Below are 24,772 nucleotides of genomic sequence, written 5' to 3'. Positions count from 1 at the left end.
TTTCCTGTGGTCGTATTGATGTCATCAGTTGAGGCTTGGCCTCATTCGTTGCGAAGTGCATCCATCACTTCTTCCATCGGCACGTCCATAGCACCGCCTTCCACTGCCTCGGTTTCCTGCTGCACGATGCGCAGCACCCGGGCGATGTATTCCTTCATCCACAGCGTGCGCTGTGCCTCGGCCTCGCGGTCCGGGCGGAACTGGTCCAGTTCCTCGCGGCTGAGCAGGCCCTTGTGTTCGATCAGGCGCTCGAGCGCGTCCAGGCGTTGATGGGTAACCGCGTTCTCCATGGCGATGGCCATGGCGATGGACAGCACCCGCTCCACGTCCGGGTCCTTGAAGAAATAGGGACGCTTGCCACGGGCGCGGCTGCCGGCCAGGGCGATCGGATCGATGCTCATGCTTTCCAGGCTCCAAACATGGTCCACAGCGCGGCACGGCCGTGGTCTTCGCCGCTCTCGCTGGCGACCGGGAAGATGTCCCTGTCCACCACGCCGAGGACCTTGGTCTCGAAATAGCGCTCGGCATCGAAGCCGGCTGCGGCCATCATCTGGCGCAGGTCGTACTCGTGCATCACGCTCCAGAACGGCTCGTTGTTGTTGTACGCATCCCAGTCGCGAATGAACTGCTCGTAGGGGTCCATGCCGTGGTATTGCGGCTGCTCCAGATGCGCGGTCAGGCCGCCACTGGCCAGCAGGCGCTGGATCTCGCGCAGCTTGCGCGGCATCGCCGTGGCCGAGCTCTCATGCCAGAACATGGCGGTTGTGATCAGGTCGAAGGAACCATCCGCATAGTCCAGCGCTTCACCATTGGCCTGGCGGAACGTGATGTTGTTGATGCCGAGCGCACGGGCGCGGGCATGCGCATAGCGCAGCATCGGCGCGGCCACGTCGATGGCGATCACTTCGGCGTCAGGGAAGGCCTGCGCCAGCGGCACGATGTTGTGGCCGACGGTGCAGCCGATGTCGAGGATGCGGCGCGGCGTGAAACCAGGGTGTTCTTCCTGCAGCCACTGCGCCAAGGCCTGGCCGCCGCCATCGTTGTAACGGCCAAGCATGCCGCCGGTGGTGGCGAAGATGCCGCAGTCGTAATTGGCGGCGGCGGAGACGTCATCGGCCAGCAATTCGGTGTGGTAGCCACCGGGCATGCAGTGGATGTCGACCGCACTGGAATAGCGCGGCACCTGCACCGAGGGATCGAGCTGCAGGCCGTCGTCGCTGGCGTTCAGTACGCGCGTCTTCTCGATCAGCGCATCCACCTGTTTGAGCACCAGGCCGCGACCGGCCTGCTGGCGCATTTCCATGCTGCTGCGACGCAGGGCACTCCAGGTCTGGTAAATCGCATCGCCGGCCATCGCCTTGCGGACTTCGTGGCGGGTTTGCGGGGCGCGGCCTTTCTCCTTCTCGAACGCCGGTTTTACCCGACCTTCGTAGGCGGCTTTGACCTTGGGGCTGAGCTGGGTGGCCAGGTAGCCATTGAGGTTGGCCAGGAAATCGAAGCGGGCGGTGTCATCCAGCGCGCTGTCAGGGAAGACCGCATGGCGGCCCACGTGCTGCCAACTGGGGGGCAGGGCTTGCTGACTCATGACGACTCCTCGGGAGGCTTCAAGTTCTAAAGTTATATCTATATGTCATGTAGGTCTGGTTGGGGTCAAGCACCGGGGTAATACCTGTGCGCTTGCTTCGTGTATCAGCCGCAACCCCTGTCGGGACGGCCTTCCCGTGGACCAAGCAAACGACCTGGGTCCCGAATTTCTCAAATGTCCGGACAAAAATCCAGTGCCCATTTTCACGGCCCGGACGGGGGCTTCTCTGTTGCAAGGCAACATCCTGCGCAGTCCTGGCCATGCCCACTGCAGCGGTGTTTTCACGCCCTCCAGCAGGGCTGCGGGGTTGGCGACAAAGGTCTTACAAATGATTGGACAAACATGTACTAATGATATAGCTATATGTCATCTTTGATGGGCCCACTGGCCTGTCTTCCGTGGTCCGGAGCAGGCCAAGGCACTGGCTTCATCGCTCCATTTCAATCGGGGGTTGGACGTGATTCGAATGTCATCGGTTTTGCTGGCTGTCGCAATCGCACTTTCGCCACAGGCAAAAGCGCTGGATCTGCAGTCCGAACAGGGCAGCGTCGAGGCAATGGTCAAGCTGCGTTGCTCGTTGGACCCCAAGCAGGAAGAGATCCTGTGGTGGGCCGGCACCTTGTTCGCGCAGGAGCCGGGCAAGAAAGCCGCACCGCTGATGGGCTTCGAGGGCTACAACATCTGCCGTGCCGAGAAGCAGGCAGATGGTGTGTGGCGCCTGTACACGCGTGAGCTCACGTTCTACCGCGACCTGAAGACCGGCAAGATCATCGACAGCTGGGACAACCCGCTGTCCGGCGAACGCAACGAGGTCGTGCAGGTCGCCAACGATCCGGTCAACACCGTGCTCAACGCACCAGGCCGGCCGATGCACCTGCCATGGGTGGAAGCCGGCGACCAGGTGATGCTGACCCTCAACATTCCGTTGGCCTATCCCAATCCGCTGCAGCCGGCCGAATTCCCCGCCGAGTCCAGTGGCCCGACCTACATGGGCTCGGAGCACTTCATGTTCTTCGCGCCGCGCGCAGACCTGGAAAACCCGGCGTTGAAGAGCGTGCCGGTCACCTATGGCTGGACCCGCATCGGGCCGTGGCTGCCATGGATGAAGCTGGGCATGCGCCCGGGCAGCCTGTTGTACATCGCGCAGGGCAACAAGCGCGCATCGGTCAGTGAGCTGCCGGCCGATATCCAGGAACTCGTGCGTAGCCGTTACCCGGAATACGCCCGCGCACCCGAAACCTGGGTGCAGCCCAACGTCACCAGCTGGAGCGCCTACAAGCAGCTCAAGCAGGGCGCGGCGGCGAAACAGCAGGACTGAAGTACGGAAACACCGGACGGAACCCTCCCCCAAGACGGCGCATCCATCCTCCCAATCCATACCGAACACACCTTGCAGTCGGGAATTCCATGAAAACCATCAAGCCAGACCTGCTGTGCTCCTCGATCGCGCTCGCGCTGCTGCTGTGCACGGGCAGCGCTGCCGCTGCCGACAGCGATCAAGCGTCCGCGCCGCCGGCAGCCAATAGTGATGCCGTGCAGAGCCTTGACCAGATCACCGTGACCGCGCGCGGCGTGTCCGAGCCGCTGCAGCAGATGCCGCTGCCGATCACCGCCATGTCCGAGCAGACCATCGAGAAGAAGGGCCTGACCGATGTGCGCGACATCGCCAACCTGTCGCCGAGCTTCTCGTTCAAGTCCGGCTATGGCCGCGGCTTCGACCGCCCGGTGATCCGCGGCATGTCCAATATCCAGGGCGAGGCCAATGCCTCGTTCTTCATCGACGGCATCTACGTTGAAGGTGACATCTCAAGCTACGGGCTGGAGAACATCCAGCGCGTGGAAGTGATCCGTGGCCCGCAGTCGGCGGCCTTCGGTCGCCGCACCTTCTCCGGTGCGGTCAACTTCATCACCAAGCGGCCGGGCAGTGCGCCGGGCGGCAAGCTCACCCTGGGCGCTGGCAACTACGGCCAGGAAAAGATGGGCCTGTTCTACTCGGGCGGGAATAAAGACGGCTCGTTCGGCTACGACCTGAGCTTGAACAAGCGTGGCAACGATGGCGTGTTCTACAACCAGGCATCCGGCAGGAAGGACCTCAACGGCACCCAGACCATCAGCGGCATGGCCGCCATCGCCTGGTCACCGACCGATTCGCTGGACATCACCGCAAGGGTGATGAAGCAGAAGAGCCGCGACCAGCACTTCGCCGCCGCGCGCCTGGGCAGCGACAACCTCAACTGCTACCTGCCCGAATACGCCAATCGCTTGCACTTGGGCTTGTACCCGGTCCTGGAATCGCGCCGTCGCGGCTACTACTGCGGTGAGCTGAAGGAACCGTCGGACTACGCGCTGAACACCAGGGAGTTCGAGACCGCAGGTTATTTCTCCGGCCGCAAGACCGACCTGCTGCGCACCAGCGTGGTGGTGGACTATCTGTTCGCCAATGGCTGGAACCTGACCTCGACCTCGGCTTACAACAAGAGCGAAACCTACGCTGCCAGCGATCAGGATTACAGCGCCATCCGTGGCTACGGCGGCGCGTTCGAGAGCTTCGCCAACAGCGGGGTCAAGAACTGGTCGCAGGACATCCGTTTGACCAGCGACCAGAGCCTGGTGGTGTCGGGCATGCTCGGCGCGTACTACTACGAGCAGAACGCGCAGCCGGGCTGGGGCGGCGACCTGACCGGTTACACCATCGGTGGCAGCAAGGTGGTCACGCCGATCCCGACCAATCCGGACGACCAGACCGTCAACAAGGCGTTGTACGGCCTGATCAACTGGCGCATCAACGAGCAGTGGACCACCTCGCTGGAAGGCCGCTATGCGCGCGATGAAATCAGCAAGGGCGGCACCGATGTGCGCGTGCTCGGCGCAAACACCTATCGGCAGTCGTATGCGCTGGACAAGACCTTCAGCAGCTTCACCCCGCGTTGGACGCTGAGCTACCAGGCGCGTGAGAACGTGAACCTGTACGGGCTGGTATCCAAGGGCAACAAGCCGGGCGGGTTCAATACCGACGTCTACCGCGCCGACTTCCAGGAGGCCGACCGCGACGCGCTGATCGCGCGTGGCTTGAACACCTACATGGAAGAAGAAGCCTGGAACTACGAACTGGGCATGAAGAGCGATTGGCTGGATGGCACCCTGCGCATCAATGCCAACCTCTACCAGATTGACTGGACCAACCAGCAGCTGACCGAAACCGGTCCGGTGACCCGCAAGAACGGCTCGCTGTTCTCCACCAGCTACACCACCAATGTCGGTGAATCGCGCATTCGCGGTTTCGAGCTGGAAAGCCAGTGGGCGTTCGCGCAGGGTTGGCTGGTCAGCCTGGCGTACTCGTTCACCGATGCCGAGATCCTGAAGTTCATCAGCCAGGACCAGGCTGATCTGTTCTCCAGCAGCAATGCACCGACACTGGCTGACCCGGCCGCAGATGCCGCTGGGGCCACCCTGCCGCGCGTGCCCAAGCACAAGGCAACGCTGGGCTTGATGTATGACGGTGCGCTGTCCAATGGCTGGGAATACACCGCCAACATGGACGTCAACTACGAAGGCAAGCGCTACATCCAGGTCGACAACCTGGCGTACATCGGCGCCTCCACCCGCACCAACTTCCGCTTCAGCATCCGCCCGACCGAGCAGTTGCAGGTATCGGCCTACGTGACCAATGCGTTCAACGACCGCACCCTGGAAGACGCGCAGCGCACCATCAATCCGGATGCTTACGTCGCCGTGCCGGCGGTGCCGCCATTGACCGGACTGGCGGTGACCAACCTGCGTGACTTTGGTTTGACGCCTTCGTTGCCGCGTATGTATGGCGTTGAGGTTAGTTACAAGTTCTAGGTGGTGAGGTGGGCTGGGAGGGTCATTGCGCCGTCCCAGCCTGCGCTTGATTGGCATCACCGGCACACCAGCAGATCGTCGTTCCCGCCTGCGCCGGAACGACAGCCTTTCAAGCAAGAACAACTACGAAGCAAAGCAACCCCGACCCGCAGGTAGCCGCAATGCAACGACGCGATTTCATCAACGGAGTTTCTGGCATGGCTGCACTTTCGCTGCTGCCCGGCTTGCTGCACGCCAAGATTCCCGGCAGTGACGTCATCGTCGTAGGCGCCGGTCTGGCCGGTCTGTCCGCTGCCCATGCCCTGGAAGCCGGTGGAGCCCGCGTCACGGTGCTCGAAGCCAATCCGCGCGTGGGCGGCCGCCTGCAGACCGTGGTGCGCAATGGCATCCGCTTCGAAATCGGCGGTGTCGAAGTCGGCACTGCCTACGAGCGCGTACACGCCCACGCCAGGCGTGTCGGTGTCGGCATCGTGCCGCCGTCGGCCGCGTTGCCGACCGCTGCCGGGCTGGGCCTGGCCATCGGCGATACGCTGGTGCCGGCAAAATCCTGGGGCGAAAGCCCGCTCAATACCCTGCAAGGCCGCGAGCATGGCCTGTTGCCGCCGATGCTGCTGGCCACCGCGATTGCCGAGCTTGGCCTGCCGGCCGTCGACAGCTGGCGCGATCCGGCCAATCTCTCGCTGGATATCCGACTGTCACAGTTGATCGCCAGCAAGGGCTGGTCGGCGCAGGCCATGCGATGGATGGATATCGGCAATAGTTTTTCGTCACTGCACTCGATCAGTGCGCTCGATGCATTGCGCCGCGATGCGCTGCGTCGGTTCGGTTCCAAGGGTACCGGTTGGGTGCAGGGCGGCAGCCAGGCGTTGCCGGAGGCGATGGCGGCGTCGCTGTCGCAGCCACCGCTGCTCGATGCACAGGTCACCCGGGTCGAGTCTGTTCGCAGCGGCGTGGAAGTCCGCTGCGCCGATGGCCGTCGCTTCCGCGCCGCGCATCTGGTGCTGGCCCTGCCCAGCGGCCCGCTCAGCCGCATCGTCATTGATCCGGCGCCGCCGGTCGCACAGCAGCAAGTCTGGTCGGCACGTCGTTCCAACGCCGTCACCACCATCCACCTGCAGCCCACCCGCAGGTTCTGGGAAGACGATGGCCTGCCGCTGTCGCTGTGGGGCGATGGCCCGCTGCAGCGCGTGTTTGCCGTGCCCGGCGCCGATGGCCAGATCAACCGCCTTATCGTCTGGCTCAACGGCGCCATGGCCCAACAGGCCGACACGCTGGACCGCGAGGCTCGCTTCGCCTGGACCATCAGCGCCATGCAACGGCTGCGGCCTGCGTCCAAGGGCGCGCTGCTGCCGCTGGAGACCCGCAGCTGGGGCAATGATCCCTTGTCCGACGGCGCGTTCTCGGAGATTGCGCCGGGTCATTTCGCGCAGACCCTGCGCTGGGCCAACACCCCGTTCGGGCGCATCCACTTCGCTGGCGAGCAGACCGAACTGCAGGTTCCGGGCATGGAAGCGGCCGTAACCTCGGGCGAGCGTGCAGCTGCAGCAATTCTTTCGGCCTGATTGAACTACCTTATCCCCTACCTTCCGGGCGCGGATGCGCCTTCCAGAGACAGTAATGAGCCTGAAGACACTGAACCCCTACGATTTGTTCGACGTGCGTTCGCTGCTGAGCGAGGAAGAACGCGCTGTACAGGATTCCGTTGCCCGTTTCACCGATGAGCGCGTGCTGCCCATCATCGGCGACTGCTTCGACCAGGGTCGCTTCCCGACCGAGCTGATCGGCGAAATCGCCGACATGGGCCTGCTTGGCAGCTCGCTACCGGAACAGTACGGCGGTGCCGGCTTGAACAGCGTCAGCTACGGCCTGATCTGCCAGGAACTGGAGCGCGGTGATTCCGGCATCCGCAGCTTCGTCTCGGTGCAGAGCTCGCTGTGCATGTACCCCATCTACGCCTACGGTTCAGAAGAGCAGCGCATGCGCTGGCTGCCGGACATGTCGCGCGGCAAGGTGATCGGCTGCTTCGGCCTTACCGAAGCCCATGGCGGTTCCGACCCGGCCAGCATGAAGACCCGCGCAGTGAAGGACGGCGGCGACTGGGTGATCAACGGCTCCAAGATGTGGATCACCAATGGCTCGGTGGCCGACATCGCCATCGTCTGGGCCAATACCGACGAAGGCGTGCAGGGCTTCGTCATCGAGAAGGGCACGCCGGGCTTCACCGCCCAGGAGATCAAGCACAAGATGAGCCTGCGCGCCTCGGTGACCGGTGCGTTGTTCTTCGACAACGTGCGTGTGCCCGACGCCAACCGCCTGCCCAACGTGAAGGGCTTGAAGGGCCCGCTGGGCTGCCTCACCCAGGCCCGCTACGGCATCACCTGGGGCCCGTTGGGCGCGGCCATCGCCTGCCTGGACGAAGTGCTGGCCTATACCAAGGAACGCATCCTGTTCGGCCGCCCGGTGGCCGCCACCCAGAGCGCGCAGATCAAGATGGCCGACATGGCCCGCCGCATCACCGCCGGTCAGTTGCTGGTGCTGCAACTCGGTCGCCTGAAGGACGCTGGGCAGATGCAGCCGCAGCAGGTGTCGCTGGCCAAGTGGAACAACTGCCGCCTGGCCATCGACATCGCCCGTGAATGCCGTGATCTGCTCGGCGGCGCCGGCATCACCACCGAGCACGGTGCGATCCGTCATGCGCTCAACCTGGAATCGGTGATCACGTACGAAGGCACCGAGACCGTGCACCAGCTGGTGATCGGCCGCGAGCTGACCGGCATCAACGCGTTCTGATGATGGACGGCCTGCACACCACAATGCAGGCCGTTTGCCTGCGAAACATCCCACAGGGCCTGCCGCAGCTGCAGGACTTCGAAGCGCAGCAGCTGCCGTTGCCGAATCCCGGTGACGGCCAGCTGTTGGTACAGGTGCAATGGTTGTCGCTGGACCCGTTCCTGCGTGCGCTACTCGGTGGCCGCTATGCGGTGCCGTGCCCGCCGCTGGGCAGCATCGTGCCGGGCTACGGCATCGGCACGGTGATCGAGGATCGAAGCGGTCGCTTCCAGATGGGCGACGTGGTTACCGGCATGACCGGTTGGGCCGAACAGGCCGTGCTGGATGCGAGTGCCACAACGCTGATCGATGCGGGGTTGGCACCGGCTAGTACCTTCCTCGGTGTGCTTGGTGTCCCCGGCCTCACCGCGTGGGCGGGTGTGCGCAGGATCCTGCAACCAAAGCCCGGACAAACCATCCTGGTATCCACTGCTGCTGGTGCGGTTGGCAGTGTCGTCGGCCAGCTGTGCAAGGCCGCGGGTTGCCGCGTGGTCGGTATCGCCGGCAGCGCGCAGAAGTGCGCCATCGTCACCGATGATTTTGGCTTCGACGCCTGCGTCAGCTACCGCGATCCGGATTTCATCAATGCGCTGCGTGCAGCGTGCCCGGACCGTATCGACGGCTACTTCGACAATGTCGGCGGTGTGGTGCTGGAAGCGGCGTTGTCATTGCTGCGCCTGCATGCGCGCGTGGTGCTGTGTGGGCTGAGTGATCAGTACAACCGCGCAGAGCGCCCGGCCGGACCCAATCTCGGGCCGGTGATTGGTGCGCGCGCACGCCTTGAAGGCCTGGTGGTCTACGACCATCTGGCCGATTTTGCGCAATGCCGCAGCGAACTGGCGCAGATGATCGCCGCCGGCACACTGCGCTACCGCGAGCATATCCACGACGGGCTGGCCTCCGCGCCGGCCGGTTTCATCGGCCTGCTCAATGGCGAGAACCTGGGCAAGGCACTGGTACGGCTCTAAGGAACAGGCATGACCCAGATCCAACGGCGCTTCGCTTCCGTCAACGGACGGCAGGTGCACTACCGTATTGCCGGCAGCGGCCCGGCGTTGCTGTTGATCCACCAGTCACCGCAGAACTCGCGGATGTGGGCGGCCATGCAGCAACGCTACGCCGACCGCTATACGGTGATTGCGCCGGACACGCCCGGCTTCGGCTACTCCGATGCCTTGCCCGGCAATCCAATGACGATTGCCGAGTTCGGCGCGGCCACGCTGGCGTTCGTCGACGCCATCGGCCTGCAGCGCTTCGCGGTGTTCGGCATGCATACCGGCGGCTTGATCGCCACCTGGTTGGCCTGGGCGAACCCGCAGCGCGTGGCTGCATTGATCGTTGATGGCTATGCGGCTTTCACCGCGCAGGAAAGCGCACTGTATGGCGACGCCTACCTGCCGCCGTTCGTGCCGCAGTGGGACGGCTCGCACCTGCGCTGGCTGTGGTCGCGCATGCGCGAGCAGAAGTATTACTTCCCGTGGTACGACGGCCGCGCCGACGCGGCGATGATGATTCCGCCACAGACCACTGAAAGCACCCGCGAAACGGTGATGGATGTGCTGGATGTAGGCGACACCTACCGCGCCGGTTATGCGGCGGCGTTCCGCCACAACGATCACTTCTGGCTGCAGCAGCTGCAGATGCCGTCGTGGCTGGTCTACCGCCACGGCGATCCGCTGTTGGCGCACCGACCGCGCCTGCACGGTCTGCCTGACAACGTCACCGTGGTTGAAGAGCCCGCGGGCATTCCGGCGATGCTCGACAGCATGGATGCGTGGTTGGCGCAGACCTTGGCGGCCGAGCCGGCCTTCGTTGCCGGCAGCGCGGGTGCAGCGGCGGACGACCGTTGGCAGCGACGCATCATCGCCACCGCCAGCGGTGACATGGCGGTCTGGGAGCGGGCAGGGCGGGGGGCCATGCGCCTGTTCCTGCATGCGCCCGGCACCCGCCCGCTGATGCCGCAACAGCTTGATGACGATGACAGCGCGTGCCTGCTGCCGGACCTTCCCGGCCACGGTGCCTCCTGCGAAAGCGATGCCGGGCTGGATGCTGCCAGCGTGGTCGCTGCCTTGCTGGACGCAGTGCGCGACAGCGCGGAGCTGCCGTTGCTGATCGAAGCGCATGGCGCTGCTGCTGGCTACGTTCCTGCGCTGGTGGATGCGCTGGGCGCGCGGGTCAGCGAAGTCGTGCTGCACTCGCCATGGCTGCTCGATGCCGAGGAGCAGGCGCTGCTGTTGCAGGGCTTGCCCAGCACCGTCATCGACCGCGCCGGTGGCTATCTCTGCGATGCCTGGCAATGGGAGCGCGAGCGCCATCTGCTGTGGCCGTGGCTGGCGCCAAGTGCCGCTGCGCGCCGCCGTGTGGATGCGCCAGCGCCTGCACTGGTGCATGCCAATGTTGTTGAACTGCTGCGCCTGGGCAATCGCCTGCATGGCCTGCTGCGCGATGTCACCGCACCGGATCTGGCAGCGCGCCTGCGTGCCTTGCCGGTGCCGCTGCGGGTGATCACCGATAGCGAATCCGATTACCAGGGGCGCGCCGCCGCCCTGTCCGCCTGAACCGAAGGACCCCCATGAGCAACGACACCGCCACCGCCGTCATCGCCACGCTGCAGTCCAGCTGGGGCGGCAGCATCGTCACCGATGCCAGCGAGCTTGAGTATTACGCCACCGATGTCTATTCACAGGGCAAGCCGCTGCTGGCAGTGTTGCGCCCGAACGATGCGCAACAACTGGCCGCTGCGGTCAAGCAACTCACCGAGGCCGGTGTTGCGGTGATCGCACGCGGTGGCGGCATGAGCTACACCAGCGGCTATACCGCCGCGCAGAGCCCAAGCGTGCTGGTGGATACCAGTTCGCTGGACAACATCGTCGAGATCAATCTGGAAGACGCCTACGTCGTGGTCGAAGCCGGCGTCACCTGGCGTGCGCTGAAGGACGCGCTGGACGCCAAAGGCGTGCGCACCCCGTACTTCGGGCCGATGTCGGGCTCGCATGCCACGGTCGGTGGCGGCATGTCACAGGGCGCGATCTTCCACGGCACCGCGCGCTATGGCTGTTCGGCTGATGTGGTGCTGGGCCTGCAGGTAGTCACCGCCAACGGCGACATCCTCACCACCGGTTCGGCCGCAGCTGCCAACACCGCGCCGTTCTTCCGCTGGTATGGCCCGGACCTGACCGGCCTGTTCCTGGGGGACTGCGGCCTGCTCGGCATCAAGACCCGGATTGTGTTGAAGCTGATCCCCAAACACGCGTATATCGACTACCTGTCCTGGCAGTTCCCGGCCGCCGACGGCCTGTTTACCGCGCTTGGCGTGCTCGCACGGCATGGGCTCGCCAGCGAAACGGCGGCCTTCGATCCGGCCCTGACCCGCGTGCGCATGCGCCGCGCCGGGCTATCCAGCGACGTCAAGGCGCTGGGCAATGTGATCAGGAAGGGCGGCCTGATCTCCGGCTTGAAGCTGGCGGTCAAGGGCCGCGATATCGTCGACCAGGAGCAGTTCTCGCTGCATATCACCCTGGAGGGCGACAGCGCCGCCGAGGTGGCCGATCGCGTCGCCCGCGCGCGCAAGCTGGTGGGTGAGTTTGGTGAAAGCATTGAACCCTCCATTCCCAAGATGATGGCCGCAAATCCCTTTGCCGCCTGGAACTCGATGCTCGGCCCGCAGGGCGAGCGCTGGGCGCCGGTGCATGCGCTGGTGCCGCATTCCAAGGCCACCAGCATGTTCAACGCACTCCAGGAACTGTTCGCGCGCGAGCAGGAAACGATGGACAGGCACGGCATGTTCATTGGCACCCTGCTGTCCAGCGTGGGCGCGCAGACGGTGGTGATCGAGCCCTGCATCTATTGGCCGGACAGCCACAACACCTTCCACCAGCGCACCGTCGATGCCGATCACCGCGAGCGCATCGGTTGCCCGGGTGAACACCTGGAAGCACGCGCCGCGGCTGATGTGCTCAAGCGGCAGATCGCCGACACCATGCGCGCGCATGGCGCGGCCAACCTGCAGCTGGGCAAGTTCTACGACTACCGCGCCGGCCGCGACCCGGCCGCGCTGGCGGTGCTGGACGCGGTCAAGGCCCAGCTCGATCCCAAGGGCCTGATGAACCCGGGCGTGTTGAGCCGCTAAGGCGAGGCGTTAGCCCCTCTCCCTCCGGGAGAGGGGTTGGGGAGAGGGTAGGCGCAACCTGCTGCCAGCTGCGATCACCGACCAACGGCCAGGCCCAAGGCCTGGCCGTCCGCGTTTGTGCCATGGGAACTGTCCAGCCTGAACCCCCGGTGCTGCCATCGCTGGCCGGTTTCCGTACCATCGGCAACAATATGCCGGCCTGATCCCACCCGGACGGCCCACGTTCGATGCAGATCGAGCCGCCACCCGCAGCCACCGAGACACTGTGAAAACACCCCAACAATTGCAGGTACTGATAGACGACGGCGTCATCGACGAGGTCCTGCGCCCGCTCAAGAGCGGCAAGGAAGCAGCGGTTTACGTGGTTCGCAGCGGCGACGAGATCCGCTGTGCCAAGGTCTACAAGGACATGGCGCAGCGCAGCTTCCAGCAGCGCGTGCAGTACCAGGAAGGCCGCAAGGTGCGCGGCAGCCGTGAGGCCCGCGCCATCGGCAAGGCCAGCAACTACGGCCGCAAGCAGGCCGAAGCGGCCTGGAAGAACACCGAGGTCGACGCGCTGTACCAGCTGCGCGACGCCGGCGTGCGCGTGCCGGAGCCGTTCGGCTATTTCCACGGCGTGCTGGTGATGGAGCTGGTGACCGACGCCGAGGGCTTCAGCGCCGCGCGTCTGGGCGAGGTGGAACTCAGCGCCGAGCAGGCGCGCGAGTTCCACGCCGTATTGGTCCAGCAGGTCAAGCTGATGCTGTGCTGTGGCCTGATCCACGGCGATCTGTCGCCGTACAACGTGCTGGTCGGGCCGGATGGCCCGGTGGTGATCGATTTCCCGCAGGTGGTCAGCGCCGGCGGCAACAACGCCGCCCGCACCATGCTGCTGCGTGACGTCAACAACCTCACCGCCAACCTCGGCCGCTGGGCACCGGAGCTGCTGGAGACCTGGTACGGCGAAGAGATGTGGGAGTTGTTCCAGGCCGGCGATCTGCTGCCCGATACCGTGTTGACCGGCGAGTTCACCCCGGACGAGCGCGCGGTGGACCTGGACAGCGTGCGTCACGCCATCAACGACGCCCGCGAAGAAGCGCTGATCCGCCAGCAAGGCCGCGAAGCCGCCGCCGAAGAAGACTACTGAGGGTAGTGCCGAGCCATGCTCGGCAGAGGCTTCCCAAACCATCCGCCAGCTCTGTAGGAGCGGCGTAAGCCGCGAAGCCAGCAACGCTGGAAAGGCCGCGGAGCCAAGCCCTCCCCAACCCTCCCCTTTGCTATGCAAAAGGGAGGGAGCAGCAGCGGTAGTGCCGAGCCATGCTCGGCAGAGGCTTCCCAAACCATCCGCCAGCTCTGTGGGAGCGGCGTAAGCCGCGAAGCCAGCGACGCTGGAAAGGCCGCGGAGCCAACCCCTCCCCAACCCTCCCCTTTGCTGCGCAAAAGGGAGGGAGTAACGCGGTAGTGCCGAGCCATGCTCGGCAGAGGCTTTACCGGCAAGGCATCTGCCGAGCATGGCTCGCCGGGCCGCCCCCCCCCGCCCCGCCTTCCCCACCCCGGCCCCCCCCCCCCCCCCCCCGCCCCCCCCACTACAGAACCGTGCAGGCCTCACTCATCGCCCAGCGAAGATTCCTCGCGCGGATCGGCCAGCAGGAAAGCATCATCGCCCGCAGCGGAAGTCACCCGCGCAGTGCCGCCATTGCGCAGCTCCCAATGCCATGTCTCGTACGCGGTGGTGAGGGTGCCGCGCACATAGCAGGGCCCATGCAGGAAGAAGTCGTGTTGCTGGCGCGGGGTGATCAGCACCGCTTGGCGGAAGAACGCACGCACCTGCCGGGGATCCGGTTTGAATCCATGACACAGCAGCGCGTCGCGCTCGTTGTCCACGCCACTCTCGGTGACCGTGATGTTGGACAGCGTGCCCAGTGGACCGGGCTGTGTGGCACATGCGCCCAGCAGCAATATGCCTGCCAACACCAGGCCGCGGCAGGTGTGCTGCCCGGTGTTCGTCGTCGGTAGCAAAGTGTGGCTGATTCCATTCGTCACGGTGGTGTGTTCCTTTGTTGGGCAGTGCCTGCGTACGGCGTGAAGTCACGCCTGCCTTTGCCTTGTTGTCGAGCGATTGGCAGGTGTTTCAGGGTACGTTCCCATCCTGCAGCTGGTAGTGCCCCGGTGCCCCAAGCACCACATTGAGCACGCGCGGCTCGTGCGAATAGGCATGGACCAGATGCAGCTGCAACGAGGCATCGTGCAGAGCCACGGTGCCGCTGCGGTTGGGGCACGACCAGAAGCCGTCCGATGCTTCCGCCAACGGCAGTTTTGCAACGGTAGCGAAGGGCTTTGCAGGAGCAGCTGCGCTCAGCCATTCAATCCAGACGCGGCAGGAAACGTGCTCGAAGCCAACATTCTCCAGGCGCACCCGATAAATCCCTTGCTGTTGCCCTGACTGCCAATGGCCGGCGGTGACGATGGCCATTGTGGCTGCTTCATCCTGGGTATCCGCCGCCGCAGCCGGTGTAACGGCAAGCAGCAAGCACAGCAGCATGGAATGACTATTCATGTCAGGGATCGTCCTTGGGAATCGAAGCGTGCTTCACGCCGGCGTGTAAACGCCCGCGAGCTGATGATAACGAATCACGGACTGGAATCCGGCTGCCAGCCGGTGGTGGCATGGATGAAGCCATGGCAGCGGTAGTTCGGCCCTTCGCAGGAGATCTGCGCGGTGACCCGTGTTGCGTCCTTCGCGAAGGTATAGCAGGCCACGGAAACTTCTCCGTTCACGCTCAAGATGGGCGCTGCAGAGGGGCCGTAACGCAGCGAGAGCGCCTTCTCCAGTTGCTCACGACAGGGATCAAAGTCCAGTTCCGAGCTGAAAACCAGCTGTTCCAGGATGTGGTTGGGCGCTTCCGAACATGCCTGCACCAGTTCCGTCTCGATATCGAATTCCCGGCCCAGCGCGAAACCGTTGAGTAGAGGCATGAGGAGTCGAAGACCTGCAGTTCAAAGATGGCAGGCCGAGTGTATTTGGCGAGGCCCAACTGCGAAAGCGGGCCAGACGCCCGCATGTAGTGCCGAGCCACGCTCGGCAAGGGGCTTTCCAGGCAATCCACCCGTGGTGTGCAGGAGCGGCGTAGGCCACGAGGCCGGTAGAAAGGAACACCATCCGCTACAACCGACTGATCATCTTCAACCGTACCTGCGCCGAAGCAACATCGTGACGCTGCGCCGCCGTCGCACACAGATGATCCAGCAGCAGCTGCGGCTGCAACAGCATCGGATCTGCATCCTGCAGATGCACGGCCAGATGCCCCCACCAGAACGCATGACCATCCAGATAGACCTCGTAGCCGACGATGTAGCGATGCGTGTCCATCTCAGGTGCCCACATGCACGCGATCGCCGATATCGCTGCAGCACAGGTGTTCCAGCGCCAGCTCCATGGCCAGCACGTAGCTTTGTGCACAGTAGCCCTGGGCGATGCCAAGACGACGGCCAAGATGCTCCGGCAGGCAGGGCTGCGGGGCGTCGCTGGCGTCCTCGTGAACCTCCACGTAGGCATTGCGCAGGCGCGGCAGCAGCCGCTGCAAGCGCTGGCTGTGCACGCAGGCCGCCGGTGCAAGCAGGATCACGTCGTCCGGGTTGTGGTCGGCAGCGCATAGCGAGTCCAACAGCTCCTGCTCGGAGCGGCAGTTGCGCTGTGCCACGCTGATGCCGACATCGAGTGCGCGATGCACCAATGCATTCATGACTTGACGTGGCAGCGGCACGGCAGCCTGCAGCAGTGCATCACAGGCATCGGGCCCACGCACGATGAAGATCGCCATGGCTCAACCACCTTTTCCATTGCTGAGCAGGTGTGTGGCAATGGCCAGCGACAGATGTCGCGCCTCATCGGTACCAGTGCTGCAGACCACCACCGCAGTTGCAGCGTGGTGCGGATGCAGATGGGTCTCCAGCGTATCGGCATCATTGCTGGCGATTTCGATGTACGGTGCCGGCAGGGCGTCCAGGGCGTTGCATACGCTGCGGCCGTGCAGCGTCCATTGCGCCGCGTCGGCTGCGCTGTTCTCGATCAGCACCCAGCTCGGCGCATGCTGCCGTGCGTGCTGCAGGCATTGGGCCAAAGCGGGCAATGAGGCGCAGTACAGGCATTGCAGCGGCTGCCCTGCGAGATGTGCAGGCAGGAAGGATGCATCCGGCATTGGCTTCTGGGTGTGCCGGATCAGTAAAACGCTCATGTAGCACCATGTTCAAGCGCCATGCGGCGCGGTGGTGCCACGATGCGCTGCAGCCGCGTCAAATCGCGATGGTGGCTGGGCGCGGCGGCGTAAAGCCTGCGTAGCAAGTGTGTGGCCCGGGGGCCGGAATCACGGGGAACTTCGGCCGCCTTGGACGGTCAATTCGGCTTGACCCCGGAGTTGGTGATCAGCCATGAATGAGACTGCGTCCCTTGCATCGCCCCACCCCGTGCTGGCCTGGCTGCGACGCGAAGCCTTCCCTTTGGCGGTGATGTTGCTGCTGCTGTTTGCTGCCCGCGACAGCCTGGCAAACCACTACCAGGTGCCCAGTGGCTCGATGCAGCCGACCCTGCAGCCCGGTGATCGGGTAGTGGTGGATATGCGTGCGTATGGTCTGCGCGTTCCTTTCACGGACGTACAGCTGTTGGCGGGGCAGGCACCGCAGCGCGGTGACGTGGCGGTGTTCGATTCGCCGGCCGATGGCACGCGCCTGATCAAGCGTGTGGTTGCCGTGGCTGGCGACCGTGTGCAGCTGCATGACGGCTATCTGTCCATCAACGAGCAGCCGCTGCGCCAGGACGTGGCGCAGGAGTTGTTCGGCAGCAAGCAGGTGCAGCTGGATCTGCGTGATGGCGGCGGCCCGGATATCAATGGCATCACCATTCCGGCTGGCAAGTTGCTGGTGGTGGGTGACCATCGTGGTAACAGTTTTGATGGCCGTTTCTTCGGTTTGGTGGATGCCGATACGGTGTATGGCAAGGCAGTGGCGGTGTATTGGCGACGCGGTGATGGGCCGGAGTGGCGGCGTTTGTAAGTGGCGATGGCAATGAAGAAACCGGCACGGAGACGTGCCGTTTTTCTTGCCTTTGTTTTTGTTTTTTTGTGGGAGCGGCGTCAGCCGCGAAGCTGACATCAATACAGCCCTTGTCTGTTTGCCATTGCATCCATGCGGTTCGCCGGCACCACTGGCTTCGCGGCTGACGCCGCTCCCACAAGATCTATGTTTAATTGGTAGTACCAATATCCATCATTAACCCTATGGTCTAATAGGATCTTCGCGAAAACGGCGATTCAATCGCGGTTCGTTGGTCAGACAGATTGAATATTGGTAATACCAATGTTCGCGACCACCGCCACGCCACCTGCGGGTGGGCCGCCTTTCGCCTTTGACGAGAACCTGCATGCAGCCCTGGGAACAACTGTACGACCCCGCTGGCAACCTCTGGCTGTCCAGCCTGATCGCGCTGTTGCCGATCGCTTTCTTCTTCGTTGCCCTGGCCGTGCTGCGCATGAAGGGCTGGCTGGCCGGCACCATCACCGTCGCCATCGCGCTGGCCGTTGCATTGCTGTTCTATCGCATGCCGGTGTCGCAGGCCTTGGGTGCAGCCGGTTTCGGCTTCCTGTACGGGCTGTGGCCGATCGCCTGGATCATCATTGGCGCGGTGTTCCTGTACAAGGTTTCGGTCAAGACTGGCCAGTTCGCGATCATCCGCGCGTCGATCCTGTCGGTGACCGAAGACCAGCGCCTGCAGATGCTGATGGTCGGCTTCGCCTTCGGTGCCTTCCTTGAAGGTGCCGCAGGTTTTGGCGCACCGGTGGCGATCACCGCCGCGTTGCTGGTCGGGCTGGGCTTCAAGCCGCTGTATGCCGCCGGACTGTGCCTGATCGTCAACACCGCGCCGGTGGCCTTCGGCGCGATGGGCATTCCGATCATCGTCGCCGGCCAGGTCACCGGTCTGGATGCGTTCGAGATCGGGCAGATGGCCGGCCGCCAGCTGCCGTTCCTGACCATCATCGTGTTGTTCTGGATCATGGCCATCATGGATGGCTGGCGCGGCATCAAGGAAACCTGGCCGGCAGTGTTGATCGCCGGTGGTTCCTTCGCCATCGCGCAATACCTGACCTCCAACTTCATCGGCCCCGAACTGCCGGACATCACGGCGTCGCTTGCATCGCTGGTATGCCTGACGCTGTTCCTGCGTCGCTGGCAGCCCAAGCGCATCTTCCGCTTTGAAACCGAAGCCAGTGCTGACGCTGCCGCGCAGGCATCGGCCGCACCGCGTTACAGCGCCGGCCAGATCGCCAAGGCGTGGTCGCCGTTCCTGATCCTCACCGCGATGGTCACGCTGTGGAGCATCAAGCCGTTCAAGGCCTTGTTTGCCCCCGGTGGCCCGCTGGAGAGCTGGGTGCTGAAGCTGCCGGTACCGGGCCTGGACCAGCTGGTGCAGAAGATGCCGCCGATCGTGAACGCGCCCACCGCTTACGAGGCCGTGTACAAGTTTGATGCCATCTCGGCCACCGGCACCGCGATCATGCTGGCGGCGGTGATTGCGATCCTCTACCTGCGCATGCCGGTACGTGCGGCGGTGCGCACCTTTGGTGAGACCGTCAATGAACTGAAGATGCCGATCTATTCCATCGGCATGGTGCTGGCCTTCGCCTTCATCGCCAACTACTCCGGCTTGTCGGCGACATTGGCGCTGGCGCTTGCACATACCGGCAAGGCCTTCACCTTCTTCTCGCCGTTCCTCGGCTGGCTGGGCGTGTTCCTGACCGGTTCGGACACCTCGTCCAATGCCTTGTTCTCGGCCTTGCAGGCGACCACCGCGCAGCAGATCGGTGTGTCCGAGGTGTTGCTGGTTGCGGCCAATACCACCGGCGGCGTCACCGGCAAGATGATCTCGCCGCAGTCCATCGCCATCGCCTGTGCGGCGGTGGGCCTGGCCGGCAAGGAATCGGACCTGTTCCGCTTCACCGTCAAGCACAGCCTGATCTTCACGGTAATGGTCGGCCTGATCACCACCGCGCAGGCCTATTGGCTGACCTGGATGATTCCCTGAGCCATGGCCGCGCGCATCCGCCAACGCAGTGCAGCTTCGGGCCACAATGTCGGCATGAGTACGCAACGTATTTCCGACAAGGTGGCCGCGCAGCTGCGCGTGCTGGTGGACGAACAACAACTGCAGCCGGGTGACCGGCTGCCTTCCGAGCGCGCACTGGCGGTGCAGCTCGGGGTCTCGCGCACGGCGCTGCGTGAGGCGATTGCCCAGCTTGGCAGCCAGGGCCTGCTGGTGGCGCGGGTTGGTGGTGGCACCTATGTCGCCGAGCCGGCAGCGCGTGCGCGGCAAGCCCTGGATGAGCCGTTGGTGCCGTACCTGCCGCTGTTCCAGGGCGATCCGGAATACCGCTTCGACGTGCTGGAAATCCGCCATGCGCTGGAAGGCGCAACCGCCTGGCATGCCGCGTTGCGGGCTACCGATGACGACCGCGCACGCATCGCGCAGGCCTTCCAGACCATGATGGATGCGCATGGCAAGGACGATCCGGCCGGCGAAGCGCGCGCCGACGCCGCCTTCCATCTGTCCATCGCCGAGGCCTCGCACAATCTGGTGCTGCTGCAGGTGATGCGCGGCCTGTTCGAGCTGCTGCAGACAAATATCTCGCAGAGCCGCGAAAAGCTTTACACCGCATCGACGACGTTTTCCCCCTTGTCCGACCAGCACCGCGAAATGATGGATGCGGTATTGGCTGGCGACCCCGAGCGTGCGCGTGCCGCAGCGCATACCCATCTTGAGTTCGTGCACACGACCCTGCGCACGCTCGATGAAGACGAAGCGCGGCGTGCCCGCGCTTCGCGGCTTCCTTCTCCCCACGGTTGACCCATGATCATCTCCGCCTCCACCGATTACCGTGCGGCCGCGCAGCGTCGTCTGCCGCCGTTCCTGTTCCACTACATCGATGGCGGCGCGTATGCCGAACACACGCTCAAACGCAATGTTTCCGATCTGTCCGACATCGCGCTACGCCAGCGCATCCTGCGCGACATGTCCGAGCTCAGCTTGGAAACCGAGTTGTTCGGCGAAAAACTGGCAATGCCGGTTGCGCTGGCACCGGTCGGCCTGACCGGCATGTATGCGCGTCGCGGTGAAGTGCAGGCGGCGCGTGCGGCGGACAGTCGTGGCATTCCGTTCACGCTGTCGACGGTATCGGTGTGCCCGATAGAGGAAGTGGCACCTGCGATCAAACGACCGATGTGGTTCCAGCTGTACGTGCTGCGCGACCGCGGCTTCATGCGTAACGCGCTGGAGCGCGCGCAGGCTGCCGGCGTCACCACGCTGGTGTTCACCGTCGACATGCCGGTGCCGGGCGCGCGCTACCGCGATGCGCATTCGGGCATGAGTGGCCCGAATGCCGGCATGCGCCGCATCGGCCAGGCGATGACCTATCCACGCTGGGCCTGGGACGTTGGCCTGTTTGGCCGTCCGCATGACCTGGGCAACATCTCCGCCTATCGCGGCAGCCCGACCGGGCTGGAGGATTACATCGGTTGGCTGGGCAACAACTTCGACCCGTCGATTTCGTGGAAGGACCTGGAATGGATCCGCGAGTTCTGGAAAGGCCCGATGGTGATCAAGGGCATTCTCGATCCGGATGATGCGCGCGATGCGGTGCGCTTTGGTGCCGACGGCATCGTGGTTTCCAATCATGGTGGTCGCCAGCTTGATGGCGTGCTGTCCACCGCACGTGCCTTGCCGGCGATTGCAGACGCGGTGCAGGGCGATCTGAAGATCCTCGCCGACTCCGGTATCCGCACTGGCCTGGACGTGGTGCGCATGCTCGCACTCGGCGCGGATAGCGTGCTGCTCGGCCGTGCCTTCGTCTACGCGCTTGCCGCGCAGGGCGAGGCTGGCGTGGCCAATCTGCTGGACCTGATCGCCAAGGAAATGCGCGTGGCGATGACGTTGACCGGTGCACGTCGCATTGCCGATATCGGCCGCGATTCGTTGGTCAACCTGGCATGAGTGCGAACGAAGCACTGCTGGCGCAGCTGCGCACAACCGTTGGTGATGCCCATGTACTGACCGGCGACAAGGCCACGCGCCGCTTCCGCAAGGGCTACCGTTTCGGCGATGGCGCTGTGCTGGCGGTGGTGCGTCCTGGAAGCTTGCTGGAGATGTGGCGCGCCTTGCAGGCAGCGGTGCAGGGCGGGGCGGCGATCATCCTGCAGGCGGCCAATACCGGTCTGACCGGTGGCTCGACGCCGGATGGCAACGACTATGGTCGGCCGATCGTATTGATCAGCACGCTTCGGCTGACCGGCGTGCAGTTGCTCGATGAAGGGCGGCAGGTGCTGTGCCTGCCCGGCGCTACCTTGGACCGACTCGAACAGACCTTGGCACCGCTTGGGCGCGAGCCGCATTCGGTGATTGGTTCCTCGTGCATCGGTGCCTCGGTGCTGGGCGGTGTCTGCAACAACTCCGGTGGCTCGCTGGTGCGGCGTGGTCCGGCCTACACCGAGATGGCGTTGTACGCGCAGGTGGATGGCGATGGCCGCCTGCAGCTGGTGAACCATCTTGGCATTGCCCTGGGCGACACGCCGGAGGAAATCCTGCAGCGCCTGCAGGCCGGCGACTACCAGCCCGCCGATGTGCGTGTTGATGGTGAGCGCGCCGGTTCCGATCCGCGCTATGCCGAGCAGGTACGGCAGGTGGACGCGGCAACGCCCGCGCGTTTCAACGCCGACCCCAGCCGTCATTACGAAGCCGCGGGTTCGGCTGGCAAGCTGGCCGTATTCGCGGTGCGCCTGGACACCTTCGCCAAGGAAGCGGCCGAGGTGTTCTATATCGGCAGCAACAGCACCGAAAGCCTTACCGCGATCCGCCGCCAGCTGCTGACCGGCTTCGAGCGCCTGCCGATTTCCGGCGAGTACATCCATCGCGTCGCCTATGACATCGGTGAGCGTTACGGCAAGGACACTTTCCTGCTGATCGACAAGCTGGGCACCGCACGGGTACCGGCGGCATTCGCCTTGAAGAGCCGGGTTGATGGCTGGTTCGAGCGACTGGGCCTGCGTGGCGTCACCGATCACGCGATGCAACTGCTGACCGGACTGTTGCCCTCGCATCTGCCCAAGCGCATGGGCGAGTTCCGCCAGCGCTATGAACACCATTTGCTGGTCAAGGTTTCCGCACAGGATGCGGCAGCGACTGAGCAGTGGTTGCGCGGCTTCTTCGCCGGGCATGAAGGCGACTACTTCCACTGCACGCCGGACGAAGGTCGCAAGGCCTTCCTGCACCGGTTCGCAGTGGCTGGCGCGGCGGTACGCTACCGCGAAGTGCATCGTGCGCAGGTACAGGACATCGTCGCACTGGATATCGCCCTGCGCCGCGACGACCGCGCGTGGTTCGAGCAGCTGCCGGCCGAGTTGGATGCGCGCTTGCTGCACAAACTCTATTACGGTCACTTCCTGTGCCATGTATTCCACCAGGACTACATCGCCCGCAAGGGTGAAGACCCTATGGCGATCGAACACGCCATGTGGAAGCTGCTGGACGAACGCGGTGCCGAGTACCCGGCCGAGCACAACGTCGGTCACCTGTATCCGGCCAAGCCGGCGCTGGCGCAGTTCTACCAGCAGCTGGACCCGAGCAATACCTTCAACCCGGGCATCGGCCAGACCAGCAAGCAGCCGGGCTGGAAGGGCTGCGATTGCAGCGGGCATTGAGGCGCTTGCGTTTGTAGGAGCGGCGTAAGCCGCGAAGCCGGTGCCGGTCGGGATAGCCAGCTTCGCGGCTTATGCCGCTCCTACAGACGCCTCAATCAATATTTTGCAGATATCAATCCGTACACAGCAGGTTATGGATCGACTCGATCCCCAGGTTCAAGCTTCCCGCATCTCCAATCAACCGGCCTGCCGCTACAGGCCAGGAAGCAATGCAACCCGAACCCGGCAACATGCCAGCCTGCAACCAATCGCTGGCCCCGATCAGCGCGTCGAACACGGCAGCCGAACATCCCCACATCCGCCAGGGCACACCTGAGTTCCGGCGCGCGGTGCTGGCCTTGTTCATGGCCGGCTTCGCTACTTTTGGCGTGCTGTACTGCGTGCAGCCGCTAATGCCGGGCTTCAGCAGCCACTTCGGCATCAGTGCTGGCAACAGCGCCTTGGCCTTGTCGGCGAGCACCGGCGTGTTGGCGGTTGCGATGCTGGTGGCGGGCATGGTCTCCGACCGCATCGGCAGGCGCCCGGTGATGGTGGCGTCGCTGCTCACTTCTGCGTTGCTCACGCTCGCCACCGCTTTGACCGATGACTGGAACACCTTGCTGCTGCTGCGCAGCTTGCTTGGCCTGAGCCTGAGCGGTGTGCCGGCCGTGGCCATGACCTGGCTGGTCGAGGAAATGGACAGTCACTCGCTGGGTTTGGCGATGGGCCTGTATATCGGCGGCAACGCGGTGGGTGGCATGAGCGGACGCTTGATTGCCGGCGTGGTGGCTGACCATTGGGGCTGGCGCACCGGTATTGCAGCGGTGGGCGTGATCGCGTTGCTGGCGAGCGTGGCGTTGTGGACGCAGCTGCCGGCATCGCGTCACTTCCGCGCCAAGCGCGTCGAGCCGCTGCAATTGCCTGCGCGCTTTGCCGGGCTGTTCCGTGATGCAGCACTGCCATGGTTGTTTGCCTGCGGCTTCCTGCTGCTGGGCGTGTTCGTGACGCTCTACAACTTCCTTGGTTACCACCTGCTGGCACCGCCGTATGGCTTGAGCCAGACGGTGGTCGGGCTGATCTTCACTGTGTATCTGGTGGGCAGCGTCAGTTCGGCGTGGATGGGGCAGCTTGCCAATCGACTCGGGCGTGGGCCGGTGTTGGCCATGTCATTTGGCTTGGTGCTGGCTGGCATCGTATTGCTGGCCATGCCGTGGTTGCCGACGATGGCCTTGGGTATCGCGCTGGCGACATTTGGGTTCTTCGGCGGCCATTCGGTAGCCAGCAGTTGGGTGGGCGTGCGCGCAGGTGCACTGCGTGCTGAAGCGTCGGCCTTGTATCTGTTTTCGTACTACCTGGGCTCCAGCGTATTGGGCGCCGTGGGTGGTGTGTTCTATACGCACTGGGGGTGGGCCGGCGTCTGCGTTTTCTGCTTGATGCTGACGTTGGCGGGTGTTGGTGCGGCCTGGCGGTTGTGGCGTCGGCTGGAGCAGGGGGCGGGTCTGGTGTTGGTTGAGGCGAAGAGCTGAGAGCCAGAAGCCAGAAGCCAGAAGCCAGAAGCACCCCTCCCCAACCCTCCCCTTGCCTGCGGCAAAGGGAGGGGACTGAGCTTCGCCCCCTCCCTTGCGCGGAGCGCAGGGGAGGGTTGGGGAGGGGTGCTTTTGCTTTTGCTTTTGCCCTTGCTCCCGCTG

General features: G+C 64.2%; 22 protein-coding genes. 14 read left to right on the top strand and 8 right to left on the bottom strand.

Annotated elements, in window-relative coordinates; translation table 11 throughout:
• Positions 1-41: 41 nt before the first annotated feature.
• On the bottom strand, positions 42-401 hold the full coding sequence (locus tag AC13FW_RS04290) for a hypothetical protein (protein WP_296247458.1): 360 nt from the start codon (positions 399-401) through the stop codon (positions 42-44).
• Positions 398-1,585, bottom strand: a complete 1,188-nt coding sequence (locus AC13FW_RS04285; protein ID WP_482988309.1) for a class I SAM-dependent methyltransferase — start codon at positions 1,583-1,585, stop codon at positions 398-400. The genes AC13FW_RS04290 and AC13FW_RS04285 overlap by 4 nt, the downstream gene beginning before the upstream one ends.
• Positions 1,586-2,051: 466 nt before the next feature.
• On the opposite strand from AC13FW_RS04285, the gene AC13FW_RS04280 reads away from it, so the two are divergent.
• The 8 genes from AC13FW_RS04280 (at position 2,052) to AC13FW_RS04245 (ending at position 13,512) form a co-directional block, all read left to right on the top strand.
• Positions 2,052-2,903: a DUF1838 family protein gene (locus AC13FW_RS04280; protein WP_296247461.1), complete on the top strand. Its 852-nt coding sequence runs from the start codon at positions 2,052-2,054 to the stop codon at positions 2,901-2,903.
• An 89-nt stretch (positions 2,904-2,992) separates the two neighbouring features.
• Positions 2,993-5,428, top strand: coding sequence for a TonB-dependent receptor (locus AC13FW_RS04275; RefSeq protein WP_482988308.1), 2,436 nt, complete (start codon positions 2,993-2,995; stop codon positions 5,426-5,428).
• A 197-nt stretch (positions 5,429-5,625) separates the two neighbouring features.
• Positions 5,626-6,990, top strand: a complete 1,365-nt coding sequence (locus AC13FW_RS04270) for a flavin monoamine oxidase family protein (protein WP_482988307.1) — start codon at positions 5,626-5,628, stop codon at positions 6,988-6,990.
• A gap of 55 nt (positions 6,991-7,045) precedes the next feature.
• Complete coding sequence (locus tag AC13FW_RS04265) at positions 7,046-8,218, top strand: acyl-CoA dehydrogenase family protein (RefSeq protein ID WP_057626965.1); 1,173 nt, start codon at positions 7,046-7,048, stop codon at positions 8,216-8,218.
• On the top strand, positions 8,218-9,225 hold the full coding sequence (locus AC13FW_RS04260; protein ID WP_482988306.1) for an NADP-dependent oxidoreductase: 1,008 nt from the start codon (positions 8,218-8,220) through the stop codon (positions 9,223-9,225). Before AC13FW_RS04265 ends, AC13FW_RS04260 begins: the two co-directional genes overlap by 1 nt.
• Before the next feature lie 9 nt (positions 9,226-9,234).
• Positions 9,235-10,815 carry an alpha/beta hydrolase gene (locus tag AC13FW_RS04255; RefSeq protein WP_482988305.1) on the top strand — a complete coding sequence of 527 codons (1,581 nt, stop codon included), beginning with the start codon at positions 9,235-9,237 and terminating at the stop codon, positions 10,813-10,815.
• Between the two features lie 14 nt (positions 10,816-10,829).
• Complete coding sequence (locus tag AC13FW_RS04250; RefSeq protein ID WP_482988304.1) at positions 10,830-12,386, top strand: FAD-binding oxidoreductase; 1,557 nt, start codon at positions 10,830-10,832, stop codon at positions 12,384-12,386.
• A 265-nt stretch (positions 12,387-12,651) separates the two neighbouring features.
• A complete protein-coding gene (locus AC13FW_RS04245) occupies positions 12,652-13,512 on the top strand; it encodes a PA4780 family RIO1-like protein kinase (protein ID WP_482988303.1) in 861 nt (286 codons plus the stop codon).
• 458 nt (positions 13,513-13,970) lie between these two features.
• Here the strand turns inward: AC13FW_RS04245 and AC13FW_RS04240 are convergent, their stop codons facing one another.
• From AC13FW_RS04240 to AC13FW_RS04215, 6 genes are all read right to left on the bottom strand, one after another.
• Positions 13,971-14,408 carry a hypothetical protein gene (locus AC13FW_RS04240; RefSeq protein WP_482988302.1) on the bottom strand — a complete coding sequence of 146 codons (438 nt, stop codon included), beginning with the start codon at positions 14,406-14,408 and terminating at the stop codon, positions 13,971-13,973.
• An 88-nt stretch (positions 14,409-14,496) separates the two neighbouring features.
• Entirely contained in the window at positions 14,497-14,922 is a 426-nt protein-coding gene (locus AC13FW_RS04235; protein WP_482988301.1) for a hypothetical protein, read from the bottom strand.
• 74 nt (positions 14,923-14,996) lie between these two features.
• A complete protein-coding gene (locus AC13FW_RS04230; protein ID WP_482988300.1) occupies positions 14,997-15,341 on the bottom strand; it encodes a hypothetical protein in 345 nt (114 codons plus the stop codon).
• Between the two features lie 187 nt (positions 15,342-15,528).
• Positions 15,529-15,735 carry a hypothetical protein gene (locus AC13FW_RS04225; RefSeq protein ID WP_482988299.1) on the bottom strand — a complete coding sequence of 69 codons (207 nt, stop codon included), beginning with the start codon at positions 15,733-15,735 and terminating at the stop codon, positions 15,529-15,531.
• 1 nt (position 15,736) lies between these two features.
• Positions 15,737-16,186 (bottom strand): 3-dehydroquinate dehydratase, encoded by a 450-nt coding sequence (locus AC13FW_RS04220; RefSeq protein WP_482988298.1) that lies wholly within the window; start codon positions 16,184-16,186, stop codon positions 15,737-15,739.
• Between the two features lie 3 nt (positions 16,187-16,189).
• Positions 16,190-16,600, bottom strand: coding sequence for a hypothetical protein (locus AC13FW_RS04215; protein ID WP_482988297.1), 411 nt, complete (start codon positions 16,598-16,600; stop codon positions 16,190-16,192).
• A 193-nt stretch (positions 16,601-16,793) separates the two neighbouring features.
• Between AC13FW_RS04215 and lepB the strand changes: the two genes are divergently transcribed.
• The 6 genes from lepB (at position 16,794) to AC13FW_RS04185 (ending at position 24,610) form a co-directional block, all read left to right on the top strand.
• A complete protein-coding gene (lepB, locus tag AC13FW_RS04210) occupies positions 16,794-17,414 on the top strand; it encodes a signal peptidase I (RefSeq protein WP_482988296.1) in 621 nt (206 codons plus the stop codon).
• A 367-nt stretch (positions 17,415-17,781) separates the two neighbouring features.
• Positions 17,782-19,440 carry an L-lactate permease gene (gene lldP / locus AC13FW_RS04205; protein WP_482988295.1) on the top strand — a complete coding sequence of 553 codons (1,659 nt, stop codon included), beginning with the start codon at positions 17,782-17,784 and terminating at the stop codon, positions 19,438-19,440.
• 54 nt (positions 19,441-19,494) lie between these two features.
• Positions 19,495-20,259: a transcriptional regulator LldR gene (gene lldR, locus AC13FW_RS04200; RefSeq protein ID WP_296247498.1), complete on the top strand. Its 765-nt coding sequence runs from the start codon at positions 19,495-19,497 to the stop codon at positions 20,257-20,259.
• A 3-nt stretch (positions 20,260-20,262) separates the two neighbouring features.
• The gene (lldD, locus tag AC13FW_RS04195) at positions 20,263-21,402 is read left to right on the top strand and encodes an FMN-dependent L-lactate dehydrogenase LldD (RefSeq protein ID WP_482988294.1); all 1,140 of its coding nucleotides are present in this window, start codon (positions 20,263-20,265) and stop codon (positions 21,400-21,402) included.
• Positions 21,399-23,105, top strand: a complete 1,707-nt coding sequence (dld, locus tag AC13FW_RS04190) for a D-lactate dehydrogenase (protein ID WP_482988293.1) — start codon at positions 21,399-21,401, stop codon at positions 23,103-23,105. The genes lldD and dld overlap by 4 nt, the downstream gene beginning before the upstream one ends.
• A 209-nt stretch (positions 23,106-23,314) precedes the next feature.
• Positions 23,315-24,610: an MFS transporter gene (locus AC13FW_RS04185; protein ID WP_482988292.1), complete on the top strand. Its 1,296-nt coding sequence runs from the start codon at positions 23,315-23,317 to the stop codon at positions 24,608-24,610.
• Positions 24,611-24,772 lie beyond the last annotated feature (162 nt).

The sequence above is a fragment of the Stenotrophomonas sp. 21LCFQ19 genome (genome assembly GCF_056861425.1).
Note: the sequence above shows the minus strand (reverse complement) of the source record. Positions and strands in the feature narration are given on the sequence as shown.

What these genes read in the sequence shown, in the direction of transcription:
- AC13FW_RS04230 (WP_482988300.1), bottom strand. Translation starts at nt 15,341, where the DNA reads ATGCCTCTACTCAACGGTTTCGCGCTGGGCCGGGAATTCGATATCGAG.
- lepB (WP_482988296.1), top strand. Translation starts at nt 16,794, where the DNA reads ATGAATGAGACTGCGTCCCTTGCATCGCCCCACCCCGTGCTGGCCTGG.
- lldR (WP_296247498.1), top strand. Translation starts at nt 19,495, where the DNA reads ATGAGTACGCAACGTATTTCCGACAAGGTGGCCGCGCAGCTGCGCGTG.
- AC13FW_RS04260 (WP_482988306.1), top strand. Translation starts at nt 8,218, where the DNA reads ATGATGGACGGCCTGCACACCACAATGCAGGCCGTTTGCCTGCGAAAC.
- AC13FW_RS04215 (WP_482988297.1), bottom strand. Translation starts at nt 16,600, where the DNA reads ATGAGCGTTTTACTGATCCGGCACACCCAGAAGCCAATGCCGGATGCA.
- AC13FW_RS04185 (WP_482988292.1), top strand. Translation starts at nt 23,315, where the DNA reads ATGCAACCCGAACCCGGCAACATGCCAGCCTGCAACCAATCGCTGGCC.
- AC13FW_RS04250 (WP_482988304.1), top strand. Translation starts at nt 10,830, where the DNA reads ATGAGCAACGACACCGCCACCGCCGTCATCGCCACGCTGCAGTCCAGC.
- AC13FW_RS04265 (WP_057626965.1), top strand. Translation starts at nt 7,046, where the DNA reads ATGAGCCTGAAGACACTGAACCCCTACGATTTGTTCGACGTGCGTTCG.
- AC13FW_RS04275 (WP_482988308.1), top strand. Translation starts at nt 2,993, where the DNA reads ATGAAAACCATCAAGCCAGACCTGCTGTGCTCCTCGATCGCGCTCGCG.
- AC13FW_RS04220 (WP_482988298.1), bottom strand. Translation starts at nt 16,186, where the DNA reads ATGGCGATCTTCATCGTGCGTGGGCCCGATGCCTGTGATGCACTGCTG.
- lldD (WP_482988294.1), top strand. Translation starts at nt 20,263, where the DNA reads ATGATCATCTCCGCCTCCACCGATTACCGTGCGGCCGCGCAGCGTCGT.
- AC13FW_RS04270 (WP_482988307.1), top strand. Translation starts at nt 5,626, where the DNA reads ATGGCTGCACTTTCGCTGCTGCCCGGCTTGCTGCACGCCAAGATTCCC.
- AC13FW_RS04225 (WP_482988299.1), bottom strand. Translation starts at nt 15,735, where the DNA reads ATGGACACGCATCGCTACATCGTCGGCTACGAGGTCTATCTGGATGGT.
- AC13FW_RS04280 (WP_296247461.1), top strand. Translation starts at nt 2,052, where the DNA reads ATGTCATCGGTTTTGCTGGCTGTCGCAATCGCACTTTCGCCACAGGCA.
- AC13FW_RS04255 (WP_482988305.1), top strand. Translation starts at nt 9,235, where the DNA reads ATGACCCAGATCCAACGGCGCTTCGCTTCCGTCAACGGACGGCAGGTG.
- AC13FW_RS04235 (WP_482988301.1), bottom strand. Translation starts at nt 14,922, where the DNA reads ATGAATAGTCATTCCATGCTGCTGTGCTTGCTGCTTGCCGTTACACCG.
- AC13FW_RS04290 (WP_296247458.1), bottom strand. Translation starts at nt 401, where the DNA reads ATGAGCATCGATCCGATCGCCCTGGCCGGCAGCCGCGCCCGTGGCAAG.
- dld (WP_482988293.1), top strand. Translation starts at nt 21,399, where the DNA reads ATGAGTGCGAACGAAGCACTGCTGGCGCAGCTGCGCACAACCGTTGGT.
- AC13FW_RS04285 (WP_482988309.1), bottom strand. Translation starts at nt 1,585, where the DNA reads ATGAGTCAGCAAGCCCTGCCCCCCAGTTGGCAGCACGTGGGCCGCCAT.
- lldP (WP_482988295.1), top strand. Translation starts at nt 17,782, where the DNA reads ATGCAGCCCTGGGAACAACTGTACGACCCCGCTGGCAACCTCTGGCTG.